This window comes from Qipengyuania sp. SM2507, assembly GCF_053714505.1.
On sequence record NZ_CM132307.1, the window covers coordinates 2,308,739 to 2,330,943 of the forward strand.

Annotated in this window: 18 protein-coding genes; 4 read left to right on the plus strand and 14 right to left on the minus strand. The window is 58.5% G+C overall.

Annotated features, from left to right (window positions below):
* Positions 1-309: 309 nt before the first annotated feature.
* Both ACWIKC_RS11375 and ACWIKC_RS11380 read right to left on the minus strand, forming a co-directional pair.
* Positions 310-1,431, minus strand: a complete 1,122-nt coding sequence (locus ACWIKC_RS11375; RefSeq protein ID WP_454597615.1) for a patatin-like phospholipase family protein — start codon at positions 1,429-1,431, stop codon at positions 310-312.
* 61 nt (positions 1,432-1,492) lie between these two features.
* On the minus strand, positions 1,493-2,101 hold the full coding sequence (locus ACWIKC_RS11380; protein WP_454597616.1) for a TetR/AcrR family transcriptional regulator: 609 nt from the start codon (positions 2,099-2,101) through the stop codon (positions 1,493-1,495).
* A 294-nt stretch (positions 2,102-2,395) separates the two neighbouring features.
* Between ACWIKC_RS11380 and ACWIKC_RS11385 the strand changes: the two genes are divergently transcribed.
* From ACWIKC_RS11385 to ACWIKC_RS11400, 4 genes are read left to right on the plus strand one after another with little or no spacing between them, the layout of a single operon-like run.
* Positions 2,396-3,853, plus strand: a complete 1,458-nt coding sequence (locus ACWIKC_RS11385) for an efflux transporter outer membrane subunit (RefSeq protein WP_066842334.1) — start codon at positions 2,396-2,398, stop codon at positions 3,851-3,853.
* Complete coding sequence (locus ACWIKC_RS11390) at positions 3,850-4,956, plus strand: efflux RND transporter periplasmic adaptor subunit (protein WP_192796942.1); 1,107 nt, start codon at positions 3,850-3,852, stop codon at positions 4,954-4,956. The genes ACWIKC_RS11385 and ACWIKC_RS11390 overlap by 4 nt, the downstream gene beginning before the upstream one ends.
* Entirely contained in the window at positions 4,953-8,081 is a 3,129-nt protein-coding gene (locus tag ACWIKC_RS11395) for an efflux RND transporter permease subunit (protein ID WP_454597617.1), read from the plus strand. The genes ACWIKC_RS11390 and ACWIKC_RS11395 overlap by 4 nt, the downstream gene beginning before the upstream one ends.
* A gap of 31 nt (positions 8,082-8,112) precedes the next feature.
* A complete protein-coding gene (locus ACWIKC_RS11400; protein WP_454597618.1) occupies positions 8,113-8,553 on the plus strand; it encodes a LysR family transcriptional regulator in 441 nt (146 codons plus the stop codon).
* Between the two features lie 35 nt (positions 8,554-8,588).
* On the opposite strand, the gene ACWIKC_RS11405 is transcribed toward ACWIKC_RS11400, so the two are convergent.
* The 12 genes from ACWIKC_RS11405 to ACWIKC_RS11460 form a co-directional block, all read right to left on the minus strand.
* A protein-coding gene (locus ACWIKC_RS11405) for an IS3 family transposase (protein WP_454597619.1) occupies positions 8,589-9,940 on the minus strand; the annotation gives its coding sequence in 2 pieces (ribosomal slippage) (positions 8,589-9,602 and positions 9,605-9,940; 1,350 coding nt in all).
* A 44-nt stretch (positions 9,941-9,984) separates the two neighbouring features.
* A complete protein-coding gene (locus tag ACWIKC_RS11410; RefSeq protein ID WP_454597620.1) occupies positions 9,985-10,410 on the minus strand; it encodes a DUF1643 domain-containing protein in 426 nt (141 codons plus the stop codon).
* Between the two features lie 61 nt (positions 10,411-10,471).
* Positions 10,472-11,113 carry a hypothetical protein gene (locus tag ACWIKC_RS11415; protein ID WP_454597621.1) on the minus strand — a complete coding sequence of 214 codons (642 nt, stop codon included), beginning with the start codon at positions 11,111-11,113 and terminating at the stop codon, positions 10,472-10,474.
* A 10-nt stretch (positions 11,114-11,123) separates the two neighbouring features.
* Positions 11,124-11,945 (minus strand): PD-(D/E)XK nuclease family protein, encoded by an 822-nt coding sequence (locus ACWIKC_RS11420; protein ID WP_454597622.1) that lies wholly within the window; start codon positions 11,943-11,945, stop codon positions 11,124-11,126.
* Positions 11,942-12,940 carry a helix-turn-helix transcriptional regulator gene (locus tag ACWIKC_RS11425; RefSeq protein ID WP_454597623.1) on the minus strand — a complete coding sequence of 333 codons (999 nt, stop codon included), beginning with the start codon at positions 12,938-12,940 and terminating at the stop codon, positions 11,942-11,944. Before ACWIKC_RS11425 ends, ACWIKC_RS11420 begins: the two co-directional genes overlap by 4 nt.
* Positions 12,941-12,945: 5 nt before the next feature.
* Complete coding sequence (locus ACWIKC_RS11430) at positions 12,946-14,364, minus strand: DUF2779 domain-containing protein (protein ID WP_454597624.1); 1,419 nt, start codon at positions 14,362-14,364, stop codon at positions 12,946-12,948.
* A gap of 80 nt (positions 14,365-14,444) precedes the next feature.
* Complete coding sequence (locus tag ACWIKC_RS11435; RefSeq protein ID WP_454597625.1) at positions 14,445-14,972, minus strand: hypothetical protein; 528 nt, start codon at positions 14,970-14,972, stop codon at positions 14,445-14,447.
* Positions 14,973-15,128: 156 nt separating this feature from the next.
* Entirely contained in the window at positions 15,129-17,165 is a 2,037-nt protein-coding gene (locus tag ACWIKC_RS11440; protein ID WP_454597626.1) for an AAA family ATPase, read from the minus strand.
* Between the two features lie 92 nt (positions 17,166-17,257).
* Positions 17,258-18,286, minus strand: a complete 1,029-nt coding sequence (locus ACWIKC_RS11445; RefSeq protein ID WP_454597627.1) for a DUF6745 domain-containing protein — start codon at positions 18,284-18,286, stop codon at positions 17,258-17,260.
* A 383-nt stretch (positions 18,287-18,669) separates the two neighbouring features.
* Complete coding sequence (locus tag ACWIKC_RS11450) at positions 18,670-19,503, minus strand: hypothetical protein (protein ID WP_454597628.1); 834 nt, start codon at positions 19,501-19,503, stop codon at positions 18,670-18,672.
* Entirely contained in the window at positions 19,500-20,312 is an 813-nt protein-coding gene (locus ACWIKC_RS11455; RefSeq protein ID WP_454597629.1) for an META domain-containing protein, read from the minus strand. The genes ACWIKC_RS11450 and ACWIKC_RS11455 overlap by 4 nt, the downstream gene beginning before the upstream one ends.
* Positions 20,309-22,108, minus strand: a complete 1,800-nt coding sequence (locus ACWIKC_RS11460) for a hypothetical protein (RefSeq protein ID WP_454597630.1) — start codon at positions 22,106-22,108, stop codon at positions 20,309-20,311. The genes ACWIKC_RS11455 and ACWIKC_RS11460 overlap by 4 nt, the downstream gene beginning before the upstream one ends.
* Positions 22,109-22,205: the final 97 nt, after the last annotated feature.

Here is a 22,205-nt window from a genome sequence, read left to right on the forward strand (position 1 = left end):
ACTGACGTGACGCCCAAAGGCAGACTGAGCAAACCAACCCAAGCATCAGCCAGAATCCAGTTAGAACGACCGCGACCATGAATTGGAGCGTTGTCGGTTTGACGCGATCCGCGACCAACCGGTTGAGCAAAGCGATAGCCGCGCCCATGAAGGTGACCTGTTTCGCGCAGTTCAATGCAACTACCAGCAGGCCCGAGAGAACAAAAATTAGCATTCAGATGCAGCGTCCGCTGGCATTGACAGATGCTTTTTGCTGGCCTTCGCAACCCGACGGCCAACGCCGTAGGAGGCCGGCAGGCCCCTACATCATCACTGACGTCCCTGCTCTTCGCCATGGGCGAACAGGGCCTGCATGAATGCGGAATCGAACTGCTCGTCTGGGAAGGCGTCATCATCGAAATCGTCACCGATCTGGTAGACCGCAAGCGTTACGCCATGATGGACGGCGAATTCGCGATAGGACCGTAGGATGTTCCTATCGGCATGGGCGATCATGGTTTCGATCGAGCGGCGCAGGATCGAAAAAGCCGTTGGCTCGACGCCTTCGACCTGCGGCGCAAGGCGGCCATTATACAGAATGGTGAAGGAGCCGTTAGTCACATCCGCTCGCTCACGGAGCTCGGCCTGTCCCCACAGGATGCTGGGCGGTATCGCGAGGAAGCTTCCTGCGGTGCCGCCGTCAACATGCATTTCGCGGAAGGGCTGCCCGTCCGCCTCGACATCGATCATTACGGGCGGCATCAGCGCAGGGACGCTCGAGGAGGCTAGAAGGAGACTCTCGATAAGATGCTCGCGGTTGGGCATCGGCGAGACGGCGATAGAACCCAGATCCCAGATCGTGCCGCGCTGCGTGTCAAGATTGGTCGTAGTTACCAGAAGGCGGCGACCCTTCCGGTGTTCCTCTGCGATCCGCTCGACAAGTTCGGGCGAAACCTCGCGCTCGATCATTTCGAGCAAGGGACGGCTGGTTGCAAAAGCTGGTCCACCGAGCAGCCCGGAGATCGCACGCTGACGGTAGATGTCGTCCGCGTCGATTGCCGTGTAGAGGCGGCGCAAAGCGTCGTCCTCGCTTGGACCTAGAAAAGCAAAAGGCGCGATAAGCGCGCCGGTGCTGACCCCGATGACGAGATCGAAGTCGGGCCGGTCGCCGCGTTTGCTCCAGCCCGTAAGGAAGCCTGCCGAGAAGGCTCCTTTGTCCGACCCGCTGGAGATGGCCAGCAGGTCGATCGGTTCGTCGTCACCCGAGGCTCGCCTCTCCGCCATCCAGCGATCATGCCATGGCCGGATAATCTCGATTGATGCCTCTGTATCGAACCGCGTGCCGGTGAAATCAACGAGTTGTCCACCCATCCGCGCCGCCGAGGAAACGTCTTCGCGCTCGGGCAGAGTTGCGCAGGCACCGAGCGCGGCAGAAAGGACGATCAAAAGCATCGCTCCCGGCGATGTCCGTCTTGGTATCCGCGAGGCGATACCAGGCCTGCGTCGCATGCTCCTATTTGCCATATCGCGCCATGAAGGTCTGATACGCGGCCGCAGCAATCCGGTGACATTCGTCGATCGACGCCTTCTCGCGCGAGCCGTACAAGCGCGGATCGAAAATCCCGACCCTGCAAAGTTCACCCAATTGCTGGGCGGCAAGTTCATGATCGTCGCACGCTAGCTCGCCCCGCCCGGCCCATAGCGCGATCATGCTCGCTACTTCGCGGTTGCCGCGTTGGGGGCCGTTATACATGAAGGTCGAAGTAGCGAGCGGAAAGCGGTCGAAGCCGCCGATGCAGATGCGGCACAGACGCAGCACGTCGTCGTCACGCCCGAACATGCGTGCGAGGCGCGTGGTGATGACCTTGAGACCTTCGGTCGCGGTCATGTCACGCAATTCCGGTGGTACGATCTCGCTGCGCACCCGGGTCAAGGAATGCTCGACCACCGCAACGTAAAGTGCGTTCTTGTCGCGAAAGTGATTGTAGAGCGTCGGCTTGGCGACTTTCGCCTCGCGCGCCACTGCATCCATGCTGGTACCCTCGAACCCCTCGCGTACGAACACGCGCTGAGCCCCGGCGAGAATAGCCGCCCGCTTCTTCGTCTGCGTGATCTTGTTCATCTGCTCCACTTCGTTCCGATCTGAAAGTGGCCATAGGCGATTCGGTTTCAGAAAGCCAACCCGAAGGTTCATGATGAACTTTTGGGTAGCTTTTCTGCTTGGCGTTCGGAATCGATATACCTATTGATCTCTCGCTAAGTTATTCGACATATTTCGTATCTTCTCAGCGCCTTAACGCGACTTTCGCGCAGGAGCGGCTGCTGAAATCCTTCAGGAACAAGCGACTGACTTAGCAAATTCGTTCTAGATTGTACTAGACGGTTCAGAGCGAATCGCCTAGCAGGCCAGCCCATTATGATCAGACTCACAATGCGACCAGGCCACCATCGCCGATGGATAGCCGCCGTTTTTTCGGCGGGTCTGGCAGGCTGCGCCACGGTCGGTCCTGATTACGAGCGGCCTCCTATCGAGGCGACAGCGACCGACTGGATCGATCGGGAAAGCGTACCGGTCGCCGAAGCGGAATTCATCGCCTGGTGGCGCAATCTGGGCGATCCGGTGCTCACTCGGCTGGTCGAAGCTTCGCTGCAGGACAATCTGACGATCCGACAGGCACTCCTTCGGGTCGAGGAAGCGCGGGCGCGACGCGCGCAAATCAGGGCTTCCGCGCTTCCATCGGTCGGAGCCGATGCCTCCGTCACCGCGCTGCAGCAAAGCCTCAACGCCAATCCGGGTTTTGCACAGATCCCCGGCTTTCAGCGAGAACTTGAAATCTACGATGTCGGGGGGTCGCTCGCCTGGCAGATCGACCTATGGGGCCAAACGCGCCGCGCTCTGGAAGCGGGCGATGCGCGCATCGAAGGCGCGATTGCAGCCGCCAACGGTGCACGGCTCGCCGTGGCCATCGAGACGGCTTCGACCTATCTTGCCCTGATCGGATACCAATCCGAGCGCGGCGCGCTTCTCGCCAGCATCGCGGCGCAGCGCGAACTGCTGGCGCTCTCGAATATTCAGCTTCGCGAGGGCGAAATATCGCGTGCCGACCTGCTGCTCGTTGAAAGCGAGCTCGCCCGCATCGAAGCCGAGCTTCCGCGCCTCGATGTCGAGATAAGGGCTGCTGCCCTGGCTCTCGGGCCGCTGATCGGCGGGTTGCCGGAACGAGAGATCGCGCTCGCGACCGAGGATCGGAACGAGGTCGCGCTGCTCGACGTGCCTGTCGGCCTGCGCGCCGATCTGCTCCGAAGGCGCCCCGATATCGCGCGCGCTGAACGCGAACTGGCGGCCGAGACCGCCGAGATTGGCGTCGCGAGGGCCGAGCTTTTCCCGCAGCTGCGCCTCAACGCGGCAGGGGGCTTCTCATCGATCGCGCTAGATACGCTCTTCGATGGCGACAGCACCAGCTATTCCATCGTGCCGTTTTTGTCGTGGCGCGTCTTCGAAGGCGGTCGAATCCGCGCGGAAATCGATCTCGCTCAGTTGGAAGCGCGCCGGGCTGCGCTTGCTTACGAGCAAAGCATTCTAACCGCGCTCGAGGAAACCGAGACGGCCATCGCCCGCTACGACCTGGGACGTGAGGCACTTGCACTGAGCGAGCGCGCCGCGACCCTTTCGGCAGAAAATTACCGCCTCGCCCGCATCCAGTTCCAGTACGGCGCGATCGACCAGCTTCGCTTGCAAGAGGCTGAGCGGGGTCTGCGGAATGCGGAACGCGGCCGAGCGATTGCCTATCGCCAGGCGAGTCTTGCCATGGCGGGGCTGTACGCCGCACTCGGCGGCGGCTGGCAGGCCGCACCATCGGGAGACCCATCGTGAAACATACCCTCGCCCTTTTTGGGTCAGCCTTCTTGCTGGCTGGCTGTTCCGAAACGGAAAAACCGCCCGAGCCCAGACCTGTCGCCTGGGTCGAAGTCGGCGCTTCGGAAACCACATCCGACGATCAAGTGACCTTCCCGGCGCGCGTACGCGCCGAACAGCGCGCGTCACTCAGCTTCGAAGTCGGTGGGACCCTCACCTCCGTACGCGCCGAGATCGGCGATCGGGTCGGACGCGGCGCGGTGGTCGCGACACTCGATTCCGCGACCTATCGCTTCAATGCCGCGTCTGCCGACGCGCAGGTCGTCGAAACCCGCGCGCGGCTTGCGCGCGCCCGACAGGAAGCGGAGCGACAGCGCGCGCTCTTTGCCGAGGGTGCAACCTCCGAGACGCGGCTGGAGACCGCCGATGCCGAGGTAAACAGTCTCGAGGCCCTTCTAGATGCCGGGCAGGCGCAGGCTGGCTCGGCGCGCGAGACGCTTTCCGATACCCGATTGCGCGCCCCCTTTTCGGGTCGTGTGGCGCGCAGGATCGTCGAGCCGGGCACCCAGGTCTCCCCCGGCCAGCCGGTGCTCGAGCTCGACGGTTTCGGAACCGAAGTGGTCTTCAGCGTCCCCGGAACGCTGCGCGATCGGCTTGCCACCGGTCAATCGGTCGAGGTGCTCCGACCGGGACGCGACGTGCCAGCTCTTGCGGCGACCATCACCGAGATTTCCAGCCGCGGCAGCGGGCCGGGCGCCTTCGAAATCGTCGCACGGGTGATGGCCGGTGAAGGGACGATCGAGCCCGGCGAGGTGGCCGAGGTTCGCCTGTCTCGCGACGCCGGTAACGAAGAACCGCGGCCACAGTCCGCCACTTACGCGATACCGCTGACCGCCATCATGCCCACCGGTCCCGATCGCGGAGAGGTATGGGTCGTCGACACGCAAACCGATAAAGTTTCCGCGCGCACCATCCGGTTCGAAGCGGCGAGCGAGAACCGCGTTACGGTAACGAGCGGGCTGAAGAGCGGCGACGTCGTCGTCAGCAAGGGAGCAGCCTTTCTGCAAACCGGTGAGCGCGTCAGTCTGATCGGCGCCGGCGCGCGGCGGTTCGCATCGTGAGCAATCTTTCGGAACTCGGCTTCCGCTACCGCGCGGCGGTTTTACTCATCGTCGTGCTCGCGATGATCTACGGCGTCGCGAGCTATTTCACGCTTCCCGCGCGCGAGGACCCCACGATCACTATCCGCGAAGCCGTGGTCGTTACCGCGCATCCGGGGATGGACGCGACACGGGTCGAGACCCTCATCACCACCCCGCTCGCCGAAGCTATCAAGACGATGCCCGAGGTCGACGAAGTGCGTGCCACTTCAATGGAGGGACAATCGATTATCCATGCCGAAGTCGCCTTCGCCACCGACGATCTTGATCAGGCGTGGGACGAACTGGACGAAAAGGTCGAGGAGACTGTGGGCCAGTTCCCCGAAGGTACGATGGCGCCAATCATCAACGACGAGTTCGGCGATGTCGCGGTCATTACGCTGGCGTTGCAATCTGCCGATTTCCCGATGGACGAGCTGGGCGATCTTGCGGAGCATGTGCGCGACCAGCTCTACACCATTCCCGGCACCAAGCGCGTCGACATCCTGGGTCGACCGCAGGAGCGGGTCTATATCGAGATGAGCAATGCGGTGCTCGCCCAACTCGGCGTTCCGCTCGATGCGGTCGCTGCGGCGCTCGCACAGCAGAACGTCGTGGCGCCCGGTGGCGCAATCGAGACCGAAAGCCGCCGATTGTCGATCGAACCGTCGGGCGCCTTCGAAACACTTGAAGACGTCAGAAACCTTTATCTCGACCTCGGCCCGGCAGGGACCATCCGGCTCGGCGATTACGCGCAGGTCAGCAAACGATCTATCGATCCTCCGTTGCAGCGCGCCTATTTCAACGGTGATCCTGCCATCGTCTTCGCCATCTCGATGGACGAGGCGCAAAGCGTGATCAACTACGCCGATCGCGCGCAGGAAACGATCGACGACGTGCGCCAGTCGCTGCCCGCGGGCATAACGCTTGAAACCATGACCTGGCAGGCCGAGCAGGTGAAGAACGCTGTCTACGGCGTTAGCTTCAACGTCCTCCAGACGCTCGCCATCGTGCTTGCGACCATGATCCTCTTCCTTGGCCTTCGCACGGGGCTCGTAATCGGCGCAGTGGTTCCTGCGGTCGTGCTGATCACACTCGCAATCATGGGCATGTACGGCATCAAGCTAGAGCGTATGAGCCTTGCAACCATCGTTATCGCGCTCGGCCTGCTGGTCGATAACGGCATTGTGATCGCGGAGGATTTCGAACAGCGCCTCGCCGAAGGCATCGACCGGCGCAAGGCTATCGGTCAGACGGGCGGAGAACTCGCCGGGCCGCTCCTCGCGTCGACACTCACCATTATCCTTGTGTTCCTGCCGCTCATGCTCGCGCAGCAGGAATCGGGTGAATACACGCGCAACATTTCGCTCGTCATCCTGATCGCTCTGTCGAGCTCTTGGCTGATCGCGGTCACGGTGATCCCCACCCTGTGCTATTGGTTCGCCAGGCCACCCGAGGAGCAACAGAAGGGCAAGATCAGGGCCAAGGTTGACGAAACGTTCGACTGGGGATCGGCGCGCTACGAGAAGCTTCTTCGCTGGGCGCTCGCGCATCGCAAGCTCTATCTTGGCGGCATGGCCGCGCTGTTTGCTATCGCAGCGGCATCGCTGCAGCTGGTTCCGCAACAATTCTTCCCCTCGTCCGACCGTGCGCAGATACTCGTCTATGCCGACATGCCCGTAGGAACCTCGAGCGTTGCGATGGACGAAAAGGTTCAGGCGATCTCCGAGTTCATTGACGATGACGAGCGCTATCCAGACTTCGACAACGTGGCTTCCTATTCAGGGTTTGGGGGACCGCGCTTCGTGCTGTCGCTCGCACCATCGGACCCAGCCCCCAATAGGGGTTTCCTCGTCATCAACGCGAAGGACGCGGAGGTGCGCGATGCCGGTGTCGAGCAATTGCGGCAGGACATGGCCGTGGCCTTTCCCGACACTCGGATGCGGATCGCGGGGATGTTCCTCGGGCCGAGCGATCCCAACGTGATCCAGGTGCAGGTTCGCGGCCCGGACCCCGATGTCCTGCTTGAAACGGGCGACAAGCTCGCGGGCATCCTGCGCGAGGTCGAAGGGACGATCGACATCTTCTCCGATTGGGAAGAACCGTCCATGCAATACAGGGTCGAGGTCGACCAAGCGGCCGCGCGTGCGGCGGGCGTGACCTCGGCCGACGTCTCGCGTGCGCTCACGACCTATTTCTCGGGGCAATCCGTAGGCGTCTATCGCGACGGCGATGATCTCGCGCCGATCGTCATTCGTGCTCCCGAAATCGAGCGCACCGATCCGGCCCGACTGGAAGCGGTGACGCTTGTCGGGGCGGAAGGAGCGGTCGTACAGTTGGGTGAAGTAGCGATGGCTTCGCTTGTCCCGCAACGGGGACGCATCCAGAGCGAGAACCTGATCAAGACGCTCACGGTCGAAGCGCGTCCTACCTCGGTCACCCCGCAGGACATGGTTCCGATGGTGCAGGACAAGCTCGACGAGCTCGAGGCGATGCTGCCGCCGGGTCATCATATAGAATGGGACGGCATTATCGCCGAGAGCTCGGAAGGCACCAGCGCGCTGCTCGCCAATCTGCCCCTGATGATGGGGCTGATCGTCATCATGCTGGTGATCCAGTTCGGTGCGTTCCGACAGGCCGGTGTCGTTCTCCTAGTCGTTCCTCTGGGCGTGATCGGTGCGGCAGCCGGGCTTCATATCATGCAGGCCGATTTCGGCTTCATGGTGATCCTCGGCCTGTTCGCTCTGTTTGGCATTATCATCAACAATGCCATCGTTCTCGTCGACCGCTGCGAGATCGAGCGCAGTGAAGCGGAGAAACGTGCACACGATGAAGGCAAAACGCGCGACGATGCTGACGTTGAGCAAGTAGCCGAAGCGGTGGTCCAGGCCGGCATGCGCCGGTTCCGACCAATCCTGATGACGACGATCACCACGATCCTCGGACTCCTACCGCTCATCATCGGACAGGACGTGCTTTTCTACGGCTTGGCCAGCGCTATCGCGTTTGGTTTGGTGTTTGCTCTGGCAATCACATTGGGCGCGGTGCCCGTTCTGTACGCGTGGTTCTTTGGCGCACAGTCCGCCAGCTCGAAATCAGGAAAGTGATGATTGTACCGTCAACATCCGGGGCTCGTAATTGGCATTCGACATTCGTCAACTAAGATATGCAATCGCTGCAGCGGATCACGGCAGCTTTTATCGCGCCGCCCGCGCCCTTGATGTTGAACAATCAACGCTCAGTCGCTCAGTTATGAAGCTCGAACGATCGGTCGGCGCTCAGCTATTCTTGAGGTCACACTCGGGTGTAGCTCCAACGACCGCCGGGTTGCGATTTCTGCGCAGCGCCCGACCTATGGTCGCCAATGCGGACCGGATGATCGCCAACACGCGCGCGGCGGGCAGTGGCCGTGCAGGAGGTTTCGTTGTCGGGTTCAACAACTCCGTCTCTGCTGGAAACCTTCGTGCTACGCTGGTCGCCGCGCAACGCGAGAACCCTGACCTTAAAATCAACGGCGTCGAATCGGACCGCAGTGCACTTTGTCCGTCGTCAAAACATTTGGCACAACTCGCGGCGTAGGATTGCGGAGTGCGGGCCTCGTCTGGGTTTGATGTTTAGGCGGCGAGCTTGCGGTGTTGCAAGCGCCGATGTTCGAGTGTCTTTCGCTTGATCCTTTCTCGTCGTTTGATGATGGCGGGAGCCCTGCCGAAGTAGGCATCGGCAGGCGTCACGTTGTCGAGGCTTTCGTGATAGCGCTGGTGGTTGTAATGCTCGACGAACGCCTCGATCTGCTGTTCGAGGTCGCCAGGCAGGAAGTAGTTTTCGAGCAGCACGCGGTTCTTTAGCGTTTGATGCCATCTCTCGATCTTGCCCTGGGTCTGCGGATGGAAGGGTGCACCGCGCACATGGCTCATCCGGTTCGCTTCGATGTATTCGGCCAGTTCCCCGGCGATGTAGCTGGGACCGTTGTCGCTCAGCAGACGTGGTCTGTGCAGCACATTGGCATGGTCGCAGCCTGAGGCTGCCAGAGCCATGTCGAGCGTGTCGGTGACGTCCTCGGCTCGCATGGTGGTGCAGAGCTTCCAGGCGATGATGTAGCGCGAGTAATCGTCGAGCACGGTCGAGAGGTAGACCCAGCCCCACCCGATGATCTTGAAGTAGGTAAAGTCGGTCTGCCACATCTCGTTGGGGCGCATGGTCTGGGTGTGGAACGCCTCTGCCGCCTTGATCACAGTATAGGCCGGACTGGTGATCAGATCGTGGGCCTTGAGCAGCCGGTAGACGGTGGCTTCCGACACGAAGTAGCGCTTCTCGTCAGTGAAGCGCACCGCCAGTTCCCTTGGGCTGAGGTCAGTCTGCTCCAGCGCCATCTCGACGATCTGATCCTGAACCTCGGGTGCGATCCTGTTCCACACGCGGATCGGCGTCGATGACCTGTCTGCCAGCGCCTCCGGCCCGCCTTCAAGGTAACGGTCATACCAGCGGTAGAAGGTGCGCCGTGCGACGCCGAGCTGGTCCAACGTGCGCTTGGCCGGGAGATGCGATTGCTCAACGATCCTGATGATCTCCAGCTTCTCGGATGCGGGGTATCTCATGCGTCGTCTCCCCCATCCGCGATCATGCTTTTTTTGAGCAAGCGGTTCTCCAGGATGAGGTCGGCCACGCATTCCTTCAGATCGCGGGCCTCACGGCGCAGATCCCTGACTTCGTCCGTAGTCGCTGCACGGGCGGTGTCGCCAGCCAGGCGGCGTTTGCCGGCCTCCATGAACTCCTTGGACCAGGTGTAGTACAGGCTCTGGGCAATGCCTTCCTTGCGGCACAACTCAGCTATCGAGTCATCGCCGCGCAGGCCTTCCAGCACGATCCTGATCTTGTCTTCCGATGAAAAATGCCGACGGGTCTTGCGGCGGATGTCCTTGACCACCTGCTCGGCAGGCAATTTGGACCTTGAGGATTTGGGCTTCATCTTCGTTCCTTCGTCACTACGACGAAGCCCAAATCCTCCTTAAATCACAACCTCAAATCTGTGCCATAGGTGCTGACGGGGGACAGCCCATGTTCATTCGAATTTCTGCCCCAACCGACTAACATTGCTTGCTTACTAGCTTTCGCTTCCCGCAAAGCTCTTGCTATGTGCACGTGATTTTCTGGTCCGATCGCATCCGTCATCAAGGCAAGCTTGCTAGGATCTTGGTCAATGGCGGCATGCAAATTGACGACGTAAATACCGCCAAAGCCAAGCGGTTCAAATCTAGCGCGAAGGGTCGAGGTTGTTCTGTCATCAACTTCTCGAGAGGCGATACTGGGATTCTTCATGCAAACGTACAGCAATGGCAAAGTTGGCTGCCAATCTCGAATTAACATGTAGCGGAAAATTGGTCTTGAATCTGCCCCCATCTCCTTACCAAATTGATCGGTGCTTCTACTAACTTTCATGGCACTTCCTATCGACTGTCGGATTTAAAGCTGAAGTAGGCAAATCCATGGCTCGATGCTCTTATTGACGGGCTGGCGATTGAGCCCTGACAATATCGATTAGACCATCCAGAACGGTTTTCGAGCCATCACCTGAAATTTTAGAGATCGCGGTCGTTATGGGTTCCAAAGCGGCATCAAAATCGTCCTCTTCATAAGCCTTGGCCAAAAGCTCCTGCTCAACACGCTTGACAGGAAAAACCAAGTATTTGCCATTATCAGATCTGTTGAAGCCGATGTTTTGTAGCCGTGCCAACAAAGCAATGTCATCGGCAAGAAGCTTTCCGAATTTTGCTTCTGTAAGATTATACGTTCGATGATTAAATCGAAAGTAGATGCCCAATGACGATGGATTGGGCTCACTTTGAACAGCGCATGCTAACCACGTGTGTTCTAGTTCACTATCCTCATCATCAATCTCGCCTAATGCTAGTGAGAAATCAGGGGTACCTTCCTCGTCTACAACCCAGCTAGAAGGATATAACTTGCAAAGATAATACTCCTCTTCCCCCACAACCCATCCCGGCGGCAAGGTCGTTTTTGTCGCGTCAATAATCTCATCCGTTAAACGCTGGCTCATCTCATCTTCTAAGATGTGATGGGCTTCTTCAATTTCGGAAATGTTCCGAACGATTGTACCGTCTAACTTGCCTTTGTCGTTCATAAATCGCCTCTTATATCGACCTTAGATGCATCCCGAATTCGGCCAGCAAAACCGCGGTCAAACTGGGGCCGGCTTTTCCCACCCTAGCTATTCGGCTCATCACATTTGCGACCTCTCTCCACTGCACCGCACTAGTGCGAGGGACGTGCTCGATCTTTGATTTTGCCAAGATTAATACTGCCCAGTCATCTTTTCGTCTCTCTTTTGCGAGAGCTTGGGTCCGAGCTACAACTCTGGAGAATTGCGACGCATCGATCGCTGGAGGTTCAATTGAATTTAACGGAATTTTTTTCGCTTTGCCCTCTGATGCGTCTATTTTCACTTCGATAGTGAGGAGTTGGCGATGGCTTTCGATCACGATATCCATGCGAGTTGAGCGATCACCCGGAAAATAGCGCTCGGTGTAGACCCTGTAAGGTTCGCCTCGGTCGAACAGGTCATTAATTGGCGGAATAGCTTGTTTAAGTATCTGTTGAAGTAGCGCTTTTGCGATTTCTCCACTCTGCCTAGGGCTTAAGAAAGCCGCCAAGCATGCACATGTTTTCACCTCGTCGCGGCGCAATCCGGCGAGACTCCACGGATTGAATCCAGGTCTCAATGCCCGTGACGAAACGATTCCCTCACGTAGCTCTGCGGCTATGCTCTCTAGTTTTAGAGGTTCAATTTTGTAGGGCGAGCTGGCCCTTGACCGCGTCGATAGCAATAACGGGCGCAATTGCTCAACTGTTGCCCGAAGGCGTTCCGAGCGAGGAGCCTTTTTGTTGAGAAATTGCCATTCGGTTCCAAACGCTTCTACCCCCTGACGGAGTGATTCAGAGGCCGATTTTTTCATGATTTGCTGTTCTCGAGCATTGCTCTTGCTGCGCTGATTTGCCTATCCATAACAATCCATAGTTCCTCGGGCCCTTCAATGATAAAATCGTCGGCCCAAGTGAAAAGATGGTTGGCGAGTTCGAGCAGGCCCCCTGAGGTAAAGGTTATCCGTACTCCGCCGTCGGCAAGTTCGGTTAGCTCTTGCTTAGGATGAAATCTCCAAGATTTTGCGCGCTCTGCAGCTTTTGGCAGAATGCGAAGACGCACTTGGTGGGTTTGTTCGCGAAACATACCGAAACTGTCGGCCAGCCATTCATCAAGATCGAAGTTTTCCGGCGCAGCGCCAGCAACCTCCGACACCAGTGCGTTCTCAATCCGGTCGAGCCTATAGGTCACCAATCCATAGCCACCCTTGGGAAAAGCCCCAACGAGATAGCTAACGCTGCCATGCAGAATGCCGTGCGGGATTACCCTACGCCATACCGTCTCATCCTCACCCTCGCGCCGGTAATCGAACTCAAGGCACTGGCCGGCGAAGATCGCCTGAGACGCTGCCGCCAAGGTTTCAGACGCCACCCTTGCCACGGCGCCTGGTCCAACCAACGTCCTTTGCAAACGGGCGAGTTCGGCAAAGTCACGATCGACGCGGCGCTTCTCCATGCCGTCGAAACTGGCGCGAAGCTTCACCAGAAGCGCATCGAGCAATTCTGCCCGGGGAGACTGCGCGTTAGTCGCTGCAAGCACTTCGGCTTGAAGTGCCGCCAGCTCGGCAGCGTTCGGACGGACGTAATGGCGGCGAAGCGAGTCACGGATCAGGAAGCGCTTGCGTCTGCCGTCTTCGATTTCGTCGAGGTCAAAATGAAAAGCGATCGTGTCGCGGGCCCGCTCGGCAGACCGGCGCTTCTGTCCAAGAACCTCCGCCATCTCGTCCAGCGTCAATCCCTCAACGCTGTCGGCAAGTGCCCTCACCAAGGTAAGGACCCGGTCGAGCGGCGCTTTGCGGCGTTCGGCCATTGCTCCTAGCCCCCGGCCAATTTGCGATAAATCTCGACCATCGCGAGCGTATCCCGCTCGCAATAGGCAATCAGGCCAGCCGCCAGTTCGCCGCGCCGATATTCCGAGCAATCGGGATCGGTTGCTTCGATATAGGCAAGCTGTGCATCCCCGCCATTAGCCACTTGAAGGTCGCCATAGTCCAATTCGGGCAGAAGCGTGGGTAGCACCGCTTTGATCGAGAAACTGCCTCGCTGGTCGCGGTCATAGTAGTTGTTCTTGGCTACGGGGAGCAGATCGACCGTTCGCTCTGCAAGCGACAGAAGCGCATCGCGGTGACAGGGTACCGCCTCCGCCAGCAAGCGCAAACAGCGCCGCTCAAACCCGGCGTTCCAGGCAATTACGGCGCCCTCACCCGGGAGGCCAGCGAGCGCCTCGGCAATGGCCTCGCGGGGATCCTCACCTGAAAGATCGAGCGCCTCGATTTGATCCAGCTCGCCGTCTGCTTGTTCAACATGCGCGGAAAACTGGAACGGGACTTGGCTATATGGGCTGGTGCCTACCCAGCGAGGAATGGCGAAGCCGATGGTTTCGAAGTCGAGCCAAATGCGCGGGAAAGCCCAGTCGGCGGTAGCTTTCCTGACCCCAGCGACATCGAGATAAACTTCGCCAGTGCGGACTGCTTCCTTAATCCTAGTGTGAAGGGGATTCAGACCCGCGTTTTCGGGAAGGTCAGCGATCTCGAAGATATCGTCGTTTGCCCACTTCTCGGCGAGACGTGCGCCGGTGTTGGGCAGCTCACCAATAGGCCACGCAGGGCCGGCGGGCTCAAAACTCGAGCAGTGGCCTGAGAATTCACAAGAAAACGGCGAACTGCAATGTTTGCCGGTTGCGCAAACGGGTTCCTCACCCGCGAGCATCTGCCGGATTTCTTTGACCATGGCGTCCCGCGTCGTGGCGATCCCAGAAATATCGCTCAGCAGTGAGGCGTCACTGAAGATGCCGGTGTAATCATCGGGCGAATCAAGCACGAAACTGGTATCGATGTGGCGGATCGAAGCGCTTGCAATGGCGACGCCGCAATTTGCAATTACCCAATATTGGGTCGCAAGATCGCCAATGTGATACGGCTTGGCACTTCCTGAACTCTTCACTTCATAGATTTGCCAGGTGAGCCCAGCTGCCGAGTGTTCAGGGACCAGAATATCAACCCGAACAAGTACGCCTTCATGCTCGAAGGTCGCTTCGAAAATTGGTCGGTCGGCAGCCGCCACGAGTTCGGCTGTACGGACAAGCGCGGCTTGCAGATCAGGCTCAGCCTCGACCATTATGCCATGTTCGACCTGGGCGCAGGCGAGGTCACCCACCGCATGCCCTGCGGCAAAACTCATCTGGGTCGATGCATCGATTTCCGAGCGCTCCCGCGCGTGGACCTGTTGCCACAAGCGTCGCGGGCACTGCTCGAAAGCACTGATCCGTGATTTGGAGAGCCCGGACCGGCGAACTTGAGACGAAGCCCTGGTCATCAAGCGCGTGAAATCATGATGCTGTGCGGTAAATCGCCCAAAACGTGAGCGATATCTTTGAACGCTTCACCGGCATTTTCGATGATGATGTCGATCGCGGTCAGTGGCGGCTCTGATACAGCACCATACGTCATGCCCGCGAATTTCTCGGCCTCCTCTTTGGCCCTTACGGGAAGGCGCGAGCGACGGTTCATCCCGCCTAATTCATTCAAGATTTCCTTGAAATACCATGCACCTGATGTTGCGACATCAGCCTCGCTCTCGGGCGAAGCTTCGCAAACCCCCAGCCAGAATTCGCGATCAAGATCGTTTGCGTGTTCCACCAGATGGGCGACAAGCCAAAGCGGGTTCTTAAAAAGCTGGGCGGGATACCGAGCGCTGGCCTTGATGATCCCGCTACGGCGCTGGCGAGCCGGCAGCAAGATGATCGGGCCTTCATCGTCGCCGACTTCCATGGCGTGCTTGATCTGATCGAAGTCATCGCCCGTGTGCTGCGGCTCTATCCAGCGGATTTTTACTCTGTCCATGTGCCCTTGCTCCTCAATCGTTCTCTTGGAGCAACCCCTAGAACCGCTCTCCGACAAAAACGGACATAGTAAGCTTACTGCCTGATAAGCAATTGAAAAGTTGCTGTTCGCCTTGATGCAAACGACATCGACTTGAGTGAGTATTGAACCGGATAATCAGAAGCCAATTGGACGGGCAACCGCTCCGCGCGCTTCCGCCTCTTCACGCAGCCATTTTGCCAAGACAGACGCATCCTTGACGGCGAGCAAGTGGGCCCGCGCGGCAACTACAGCGAAGTCACCTGGAGTCTGGTCAAGAGGCGGAGCCAGCTCCACCGGATACTCGACGGAGAAATAGCGCTCGAAAAGATCAAGGGCGCGCTGCGCATCGAGAGTTTGGAATGCGACGCGCATGGTAAACCTGCGCTGCGAAGCGGGATCGAGTATTGCCGCGTGATTGGTAGTCGCCACGAAAGGATACCGCAGCCCTTCCATCTGCCGGAGCATCTCCTTGACCATGCTGCGCTCCCAGCTCCTGCTGGCATCTGCACGATTGGCAAGAAAGTCGTCCGCCTCATCGATGAGCAACATAGCGCCGGACCGCGCTGCCTCATGAAACGCCTCGGCCATGAGCTGTTCGGTGCCTCCGACAAAGGGATTGAGGAGGTCAGAGCCGCGCTTCTCAATCGCCTCCATCCCCAGCTGATTAGCGAGATGCCTTGCAAAGGCGCTCTTGCCGGTTCCCGATGGCCCGGACAGGAGCAAGCTCCAACCGAGATTGCCTGCCTGATTTAATTGATAGCCGAGAGCAGAGAGGTCGACGTCGGCAACCGAGAGCGCCGGGTCATAGACTTTGTAAAACCGGTAGGGTGATGGTCGCCGTCCCGAAACCGCCGAGACGAGCTCGGTGCCTATAGCGAGAACTTCGCAGTCTGAGCCTCCAGCCCGCTTGGCACCCCTGACCGCAGATGCGAGTATCGCCGGAGCTGCTGGCAAACTCGCAAGCTGCGCGACTGTTTCCTCTGCCAGCTTGAGCCGCTGCTTGCGCATGTGGCTGCGGACTATGCGTTCGCGGACCGATTGGGACGGTTTTGGAAATTCGATGGCGAGATCCATTCGCCGGACGATCGATTCCTCTAGTCGGCGAGGCTCGTTGATGATCCAGATTGTCGCGCGTGCGCCACTTTCGACAAGGTTGTTGAGCCAGAGCTTTGAGCGGTGCCCGCGTTCTTCGGGGTCAAGGAGGAGAACATCGTCAGCCTCGTCCATGACGATCAAATGCTTTTGATCCCCGCGCGTAATGGCGCGCAGCGTCATGAGATGGGCCAACCGTTCCCGCCTGTGCGGCTCCCTGCCGCTTTCATCGGTTTCACCGGCAAACAGAGCGTGTGCGTCGACGCGAGAGGCCAGGAGCCGGGCAAATTCTGTCTTGCCTGTGCCAGGTGGCCCGTAGAGTAGAATTGAGACGGCCTCGCCGCTGGAAACAAGCTTCTCGGCAATCTCTCGTGGGACGCCCAAATGATCGAAATCCGTCCAACGCAGAGAAGAGCGCGAGGATCGCGGCATTAGGGTGCGGACAAGCTGCGCCTTATTCCTCGCTCCGGAACGGGCAATGCGAAGAAGATATTGGGCTGCAGAAAACTCCCCGTCAGGGTCCCGATCGACCAGCCCACCGACGCAGATTGGTGCCGATATATGGAGCCGACGATCAACGGCGTTAGGCGTAGCGCCAACGATGGGGGCGATTGCGGCTGGAGTTAGGTGGCATCCCCTATTGCCTGGCAAAACATCGAGCAGCTCCTGCCATTCTTCAAACAGATTGACCCGTGCGAATAGCGAGACAATCGCTTGATCGAGACTGTCCAGGCCGAGCAGCTCACCAAGCCAGCCCATTGTCCTGTCGAGCTCCGATTTGCGAACACGCCCTGAACTATTACGACACGCGCTAGCGAGTTCCTTGATCAGTGCGGGGCGATCAGACGGTTTGACATCTGCTGCATCAACATCGGGCAGATCGGCATCGCCGATCTTCACGCGTGAGAAAACACTGAGCAGCCCTTCGCCATGACGGTTCAGCATCAAGGGGGAAAGGCGGCTCACAGCATCTGCCCAGGCGAGGCGGAAACGGATCGCTTCGCCGTCGCTGGTCGCAGCGGGCTGATGCATGCCATGGGAGTATTTGTTTCTGCTGCGGAGCGCTTTTCGATTTCTCATAGGAAGCCCTATGAAAGTTGTATGCGTCAAAAACGGACGCCTTGGTATCTCAGCAGTTTGGCAAAATTTTGCAGACCACAAAGGTCGTGGAGTTAAACTGTCGAACCAGCTTTTGCTTGCGCTACGCTAGAAATAGAGTTGTCAACCAAGATCAAAGTTCGCTGGCCGCGTCGGTCAATGCAATCCAGATATCTCTGCGATGTACCGGCCGCGATACTGATTTCCCACAGAGCTGCATGATTGCCGTCGTTGTGCTCATCAATTTTTCTGGCGCTTAGCGCATCGAAAATTCGGTTCCAGCCTACGATCTCGCAAGCAACCGCGCGTTCGTCTTCATTTTTACGAGATACTGCCTGCTCAGGTGATGGTGGTTTTCCATCGACCCAACGGTCGGGTATCACCTGACCGTGCCAAGATGAAAATCCAGTTCCGTCCGCGAACTGGATAGCCTTTCCGCTTTTGCAATGAAGTCGAGGTTGACGTGGTTCAACATCCAAATGCACTGCTATTGGTGGTTCACTCGCGTAAGCGATCTTCTCGCCAGGGTGCCACCACCACAAGAGTTCTGTGGCTCGGCGGAAACTTACCAATTCTGGCTTGACCTGCTGCCCCAGTCGCTCAAGCACATAAATCTCAGCGGCATGTCTTGCGTTGAAGTGTGCTCCGACATGAGAAGCAACAGCATTGACTGGCATTCGCGTCCGCTTTCGCACGTCCTTGCTCAGCTCCGCGCCCACCCAATGCCAGACTTTCATGTCAATCCGGCTGGATAGATCGAGTTTAATATGGCGTATATCGTATGGTACCCGCGGATCATGTTGAGGTATGGCGCTCGCCTTCAGCGATGCGAAGTCTCCGACGAGTTTGCGCCAAGTATCCGTATGATAGCCCCACCGCTCTTTCTTGTTTTCAGCTGCTAGCGCCTTCACGCTTTCATAAGGGCTTTCGAACCAAAGCACCTTTTCGGGCGGGCTAATTCCGCAAGCGATATAGAGCTCTGCTAAGGCAAGTTCGGCTGCAGCGCGATCTGATCGGTCACTCCTTAAGCCTATCGAGAAACCAAAGTTGACCGCCTTATCGATGAGGTCATGGTGCTTCTCGGAGAAATACGAATGAGCCATTGCTCAAAGTGCTTAGGGGAGTCTTTTGCCCAAGGAAATTCCAAATTCCCAGGAATGCTCCTTCGAGCATTTTTAGGCATGCTTTCGAGCAATGGCGATCTGGCTATTGAGCCTTCGGTTTGAGTACGGGATTTCCCGACTGGAGAAAAGGCGGGCTTTTCTGCGGGCTTATCATCAGTCAGCCTACAAATTACGCCGCCATCATAAGAGTTTATTCGGGCTGAGTGATAGCTTTTTCGGGCATCAAATCGCTGCACCCTTGCGCTCCATTTTCGATACCTTCGGTGACTTGCGCCGATTGTTCGAAAGCAGACATCGCTAGCCGGTGAGCATTTCGCACAATGTCACAATTTTACCAAGCGACGCCTCGCACAAAAAAGGCGTCAAAATCCCCAGAAGCGATTGCAGTTGATCGGCTCCAGCGCGGAAGTACGTAGCCGCCGATCAGCTTGCCTTTTTGCGGCGTCGATCGCGCAGCGATTGGCGCGTTCCAGGATCTGCTTGTCGGTGGCTCCACTGCGTTCGCCGTATCGCCTGAGGGCAGGATTGAAACGCTCCGGATAGTCAAAGGGATTGCTCACAGACGTTACGGCGATCATCTTGCGGTGACCGCACGCTTTGGACACCTCTTCTGGGGCGTCGAAAAGCGGACTAACCATGCCGGTTTGTGCTGGCAGGCCGACCCGCACGTTACCCGCTCCATTGGGCTTATAGCGGGAACCGAACGCTAGAAACCCGTCCTCATCCACTATAAGCGCGGCGCCGAAGGGAAACATGACCAATGGGTCATCATCGCCTTCGATATCCGCAAAAAAACATCCGTCACGCAGGAAAATTACATGCTCAGAGGCGAGTGAAAGAACATCGCCTGCGGGCTGCTCTTCCTGCGGAAACGCACGGACATAGTAGGCAAGTTCTGGTGGGATCGCAGGGCGAGCCAGTTTGGGCTCTTCGTTTACCGGGTCCGGCGGCCAGTCCCCTTCCAGGCTAGCAAAGGGAGGTGGCAGGGGGGCTTCGAGAATGGTTAGCCGACCGCTGGTTTCCTGCGAGGCACCTGTAGGAATTAATGCGGGTTCCACGCAAGCTGCGACTGCAATGCCTGCCTCCGCAACTATGCGGCCATTTGCATCGAACGTGCAACGCAGTTGCTGATCGGCTTGCTGGGTACAAGCGGTGAGCAGCATGACGGCCAGCAATATGAGCGCCGGGCGGATCATTGAGCCGCGCCTCCGGTCAGCACATGCCCGTCCCCAGCAATGATGAGTTCGCCATTGGGGCCCACCAGATAGCGCGGGTTAGATCGCATGAGATCGACAAACGCATCATCCAGTGCGGCATATTCCTCAGGGCAAAGCTGTTCGGTGCTGGCGATCTCGTCTTCAACAATAAGACGGCCTTTGTTGGTTGAATATGCGCCGAACAGAGTGGCGCAGGATGCTAGTCCCTGCCAGCCCACGTCTGTGAAGGTCAGATACCTGTCTTCGGGACTGGTGCTTTTCTCGCTCTGGTCGATAAATGAGATGCGCCATCTCGTCCCGATGAGCGCCTGCGACGCCGGGACGGCAGTCTCAAGAGTGTCAGCCTGTCTGTCTGACAATACCACCTGATGTTCTGCGGAGCGGACGACCACTTGGCTTCCCTTCTGCTCCACCGTCGGTTGCGCGAAAAACAATTCGGAAATAACCCTTTCCTGCTCAGCAATACCTTCGCAATACATCGCTGTGCCGCTCCAGCTGTGGATTGCAAAACGCCCATCTGTATAGAGTGCGAGCGCTCCGAAGCTGTTGCAACCGAGCGATCCGCCCACACTTCGGGGTCCAATCGAAAGATAGGGCGCTTGGCCGCTGCCGGCCAGTTCCGGCAAACTTGTTCCATCGACGCTTACGACCCGCCAACGACCCTCGATGTCTTCCAAGGGAAGGGCCGCCGGTTCGCTAGCATTACCAGCATCGGCCCTTTCGGTCTGGTCGATGGCGGGATTGCACGCACACAGACATGCCGCGAGAAGGACAGGTGAGACCTTCATTGCATCATCGCTCGCATGACGACATCACCATCAGGCAATGGCACAATATATTCCGGATCTGTAGGACAAGTACTGACACAAATGATGTCGGGAAAGTAGTTTTGGTCAATCCATTGCGCTGCGTCCTGGACTGCAATTTCCGTCACCGGATCGCCATTCGGCTGATCGCCCGGGCAGGCAACCGCTGATGCGCTTGCTATGCGTTTCCCTTCCGTAAATTGAATGGAAACGGGTGTGCAGCCGTCAAAATACGCTCTTACGCCGCCATGACCGTTGGGATTGCCCATGTTCGTGCTGCCATCATATTCGATCCATAGCCGCGTCGGGTCAGGCAGGACCCGGTCCCCGATGCGCGTTATGAAATAACGGCGGACAGTCCAGTTGCCGAATGCATCAGCGGGGCGCGGCGGTGCAATTGCCATCATTCGGCGATCGGCCGTCCGCGCCAGTTCGCGCGCCTCATCCACGCTGGTTCCTGCAAAACCTGCTGCACCCAGCACATTAGCGCCTTCAATAGCCTCGACCAGATTGCCATCGACAATCCGCATCAAAGGCAATGTCATTTGCACGATGCGCGTATCATTGGCAGGTGCCATGCCTTCGCTGAGCCGACCAGCTATGTAGCCGGTTCTGCTTGCCAGCAACAGCACTTCGGCACCGATTTCGGGCGTGATGGCGGGCGAACGGCTCTGGTCCAAAAGTGGCGGCATCCTGACGATCAAAAGATCGCCGGTTTGACGCCTGCCCCGCCAGCTTTCGCGCACGCGGTAAAGGTAATCGAGCGACAGGCCATCGCTGCGATCGACCGGCCTGATCCCCTCGAGCACCGCCAGTGCGACAATGGGCGCATCGGCAAGATGCTGCTCCAGATTTTCATGTGACTGATCCGCAGCAGGCAACAGCCCAGCCGTGACGGCTTGGTCATGCTGCCAGGCATTCAGGCCCGAAAAGACAAGTTTGCGCGGATCGGCGGGATTTTCGACGCCAGGGAAGCCCTCGCCGCCCAACCCGACCGCGCGCAAAGCCAGTTCGAAACGCTCTTTAAGGTCCAGCTTTGCCGATGCCGCAGCCATTTCCTGCGCCCAAGGATACGGCGCCACCGTTTCTGCATCGCGCGCCAGTTCCGGGAAACGCGCTGCGGGAACAAGTGTGGCGCGCGTCCCGCCAATCCTGACGGTCATGCGGGTTTCGACCGGCTCGGCAACAAATTCTGCGCCCATGCCCAGCTTCGCCAATCGGTCGCCCAAGGTTCGGACGCGACAATTTTCGTTTACGCGCAGGTAAGAGCCGCCGACGCGAACCTGCCAGTCTCGCTCAGGCCCCCAACCGTTTGTAGCAAAGGTGCAATTTGCAGTTTCGACCTCATAGTCGTTGCCAAAGGTGACGCGCGTCAATTCGTCACCTCGGAACGGCCTGCCGCGCGTGTCCGCCAGCAGCCAATCGCCTCGGACGAAGTCTTCGCTTGGATAGGTTCCAACGACATCCACTTTGGTAAACAGCCAAGTTTCCTCGCCGCGTGCGATGCGCAACGTCGTGCTGTCTGGCATCGTGATCGACACTTCCGCTGCGTCAAACGGGGCAAGTCTCCGTTGTGAGCGGCAATCCGCAGAGGGGCGGGTATAGTCTTCGACGGCATATCGCCCATCGCCCAGATCGCGCAGTTGGCCCTGTGTCAGATCGCAACCCGAACCCCACGAAAACATCGGACTCCAGATGGTGAGGCGGTCAGTGCCTGCACTGTGCGAGCCTGAAAGGGGTCGCCACTCGCCATAAAGCTCCTTCACTGCGTCGGTCATTGGCGCAAGCTGGCCCGGTTGCGGAGGCGGTGGGGGTAGCGGTTCGGGTGGCGACACGGCGGCGGTGTTACATCCCGCGAGTGAAGCGGCCAGAAGA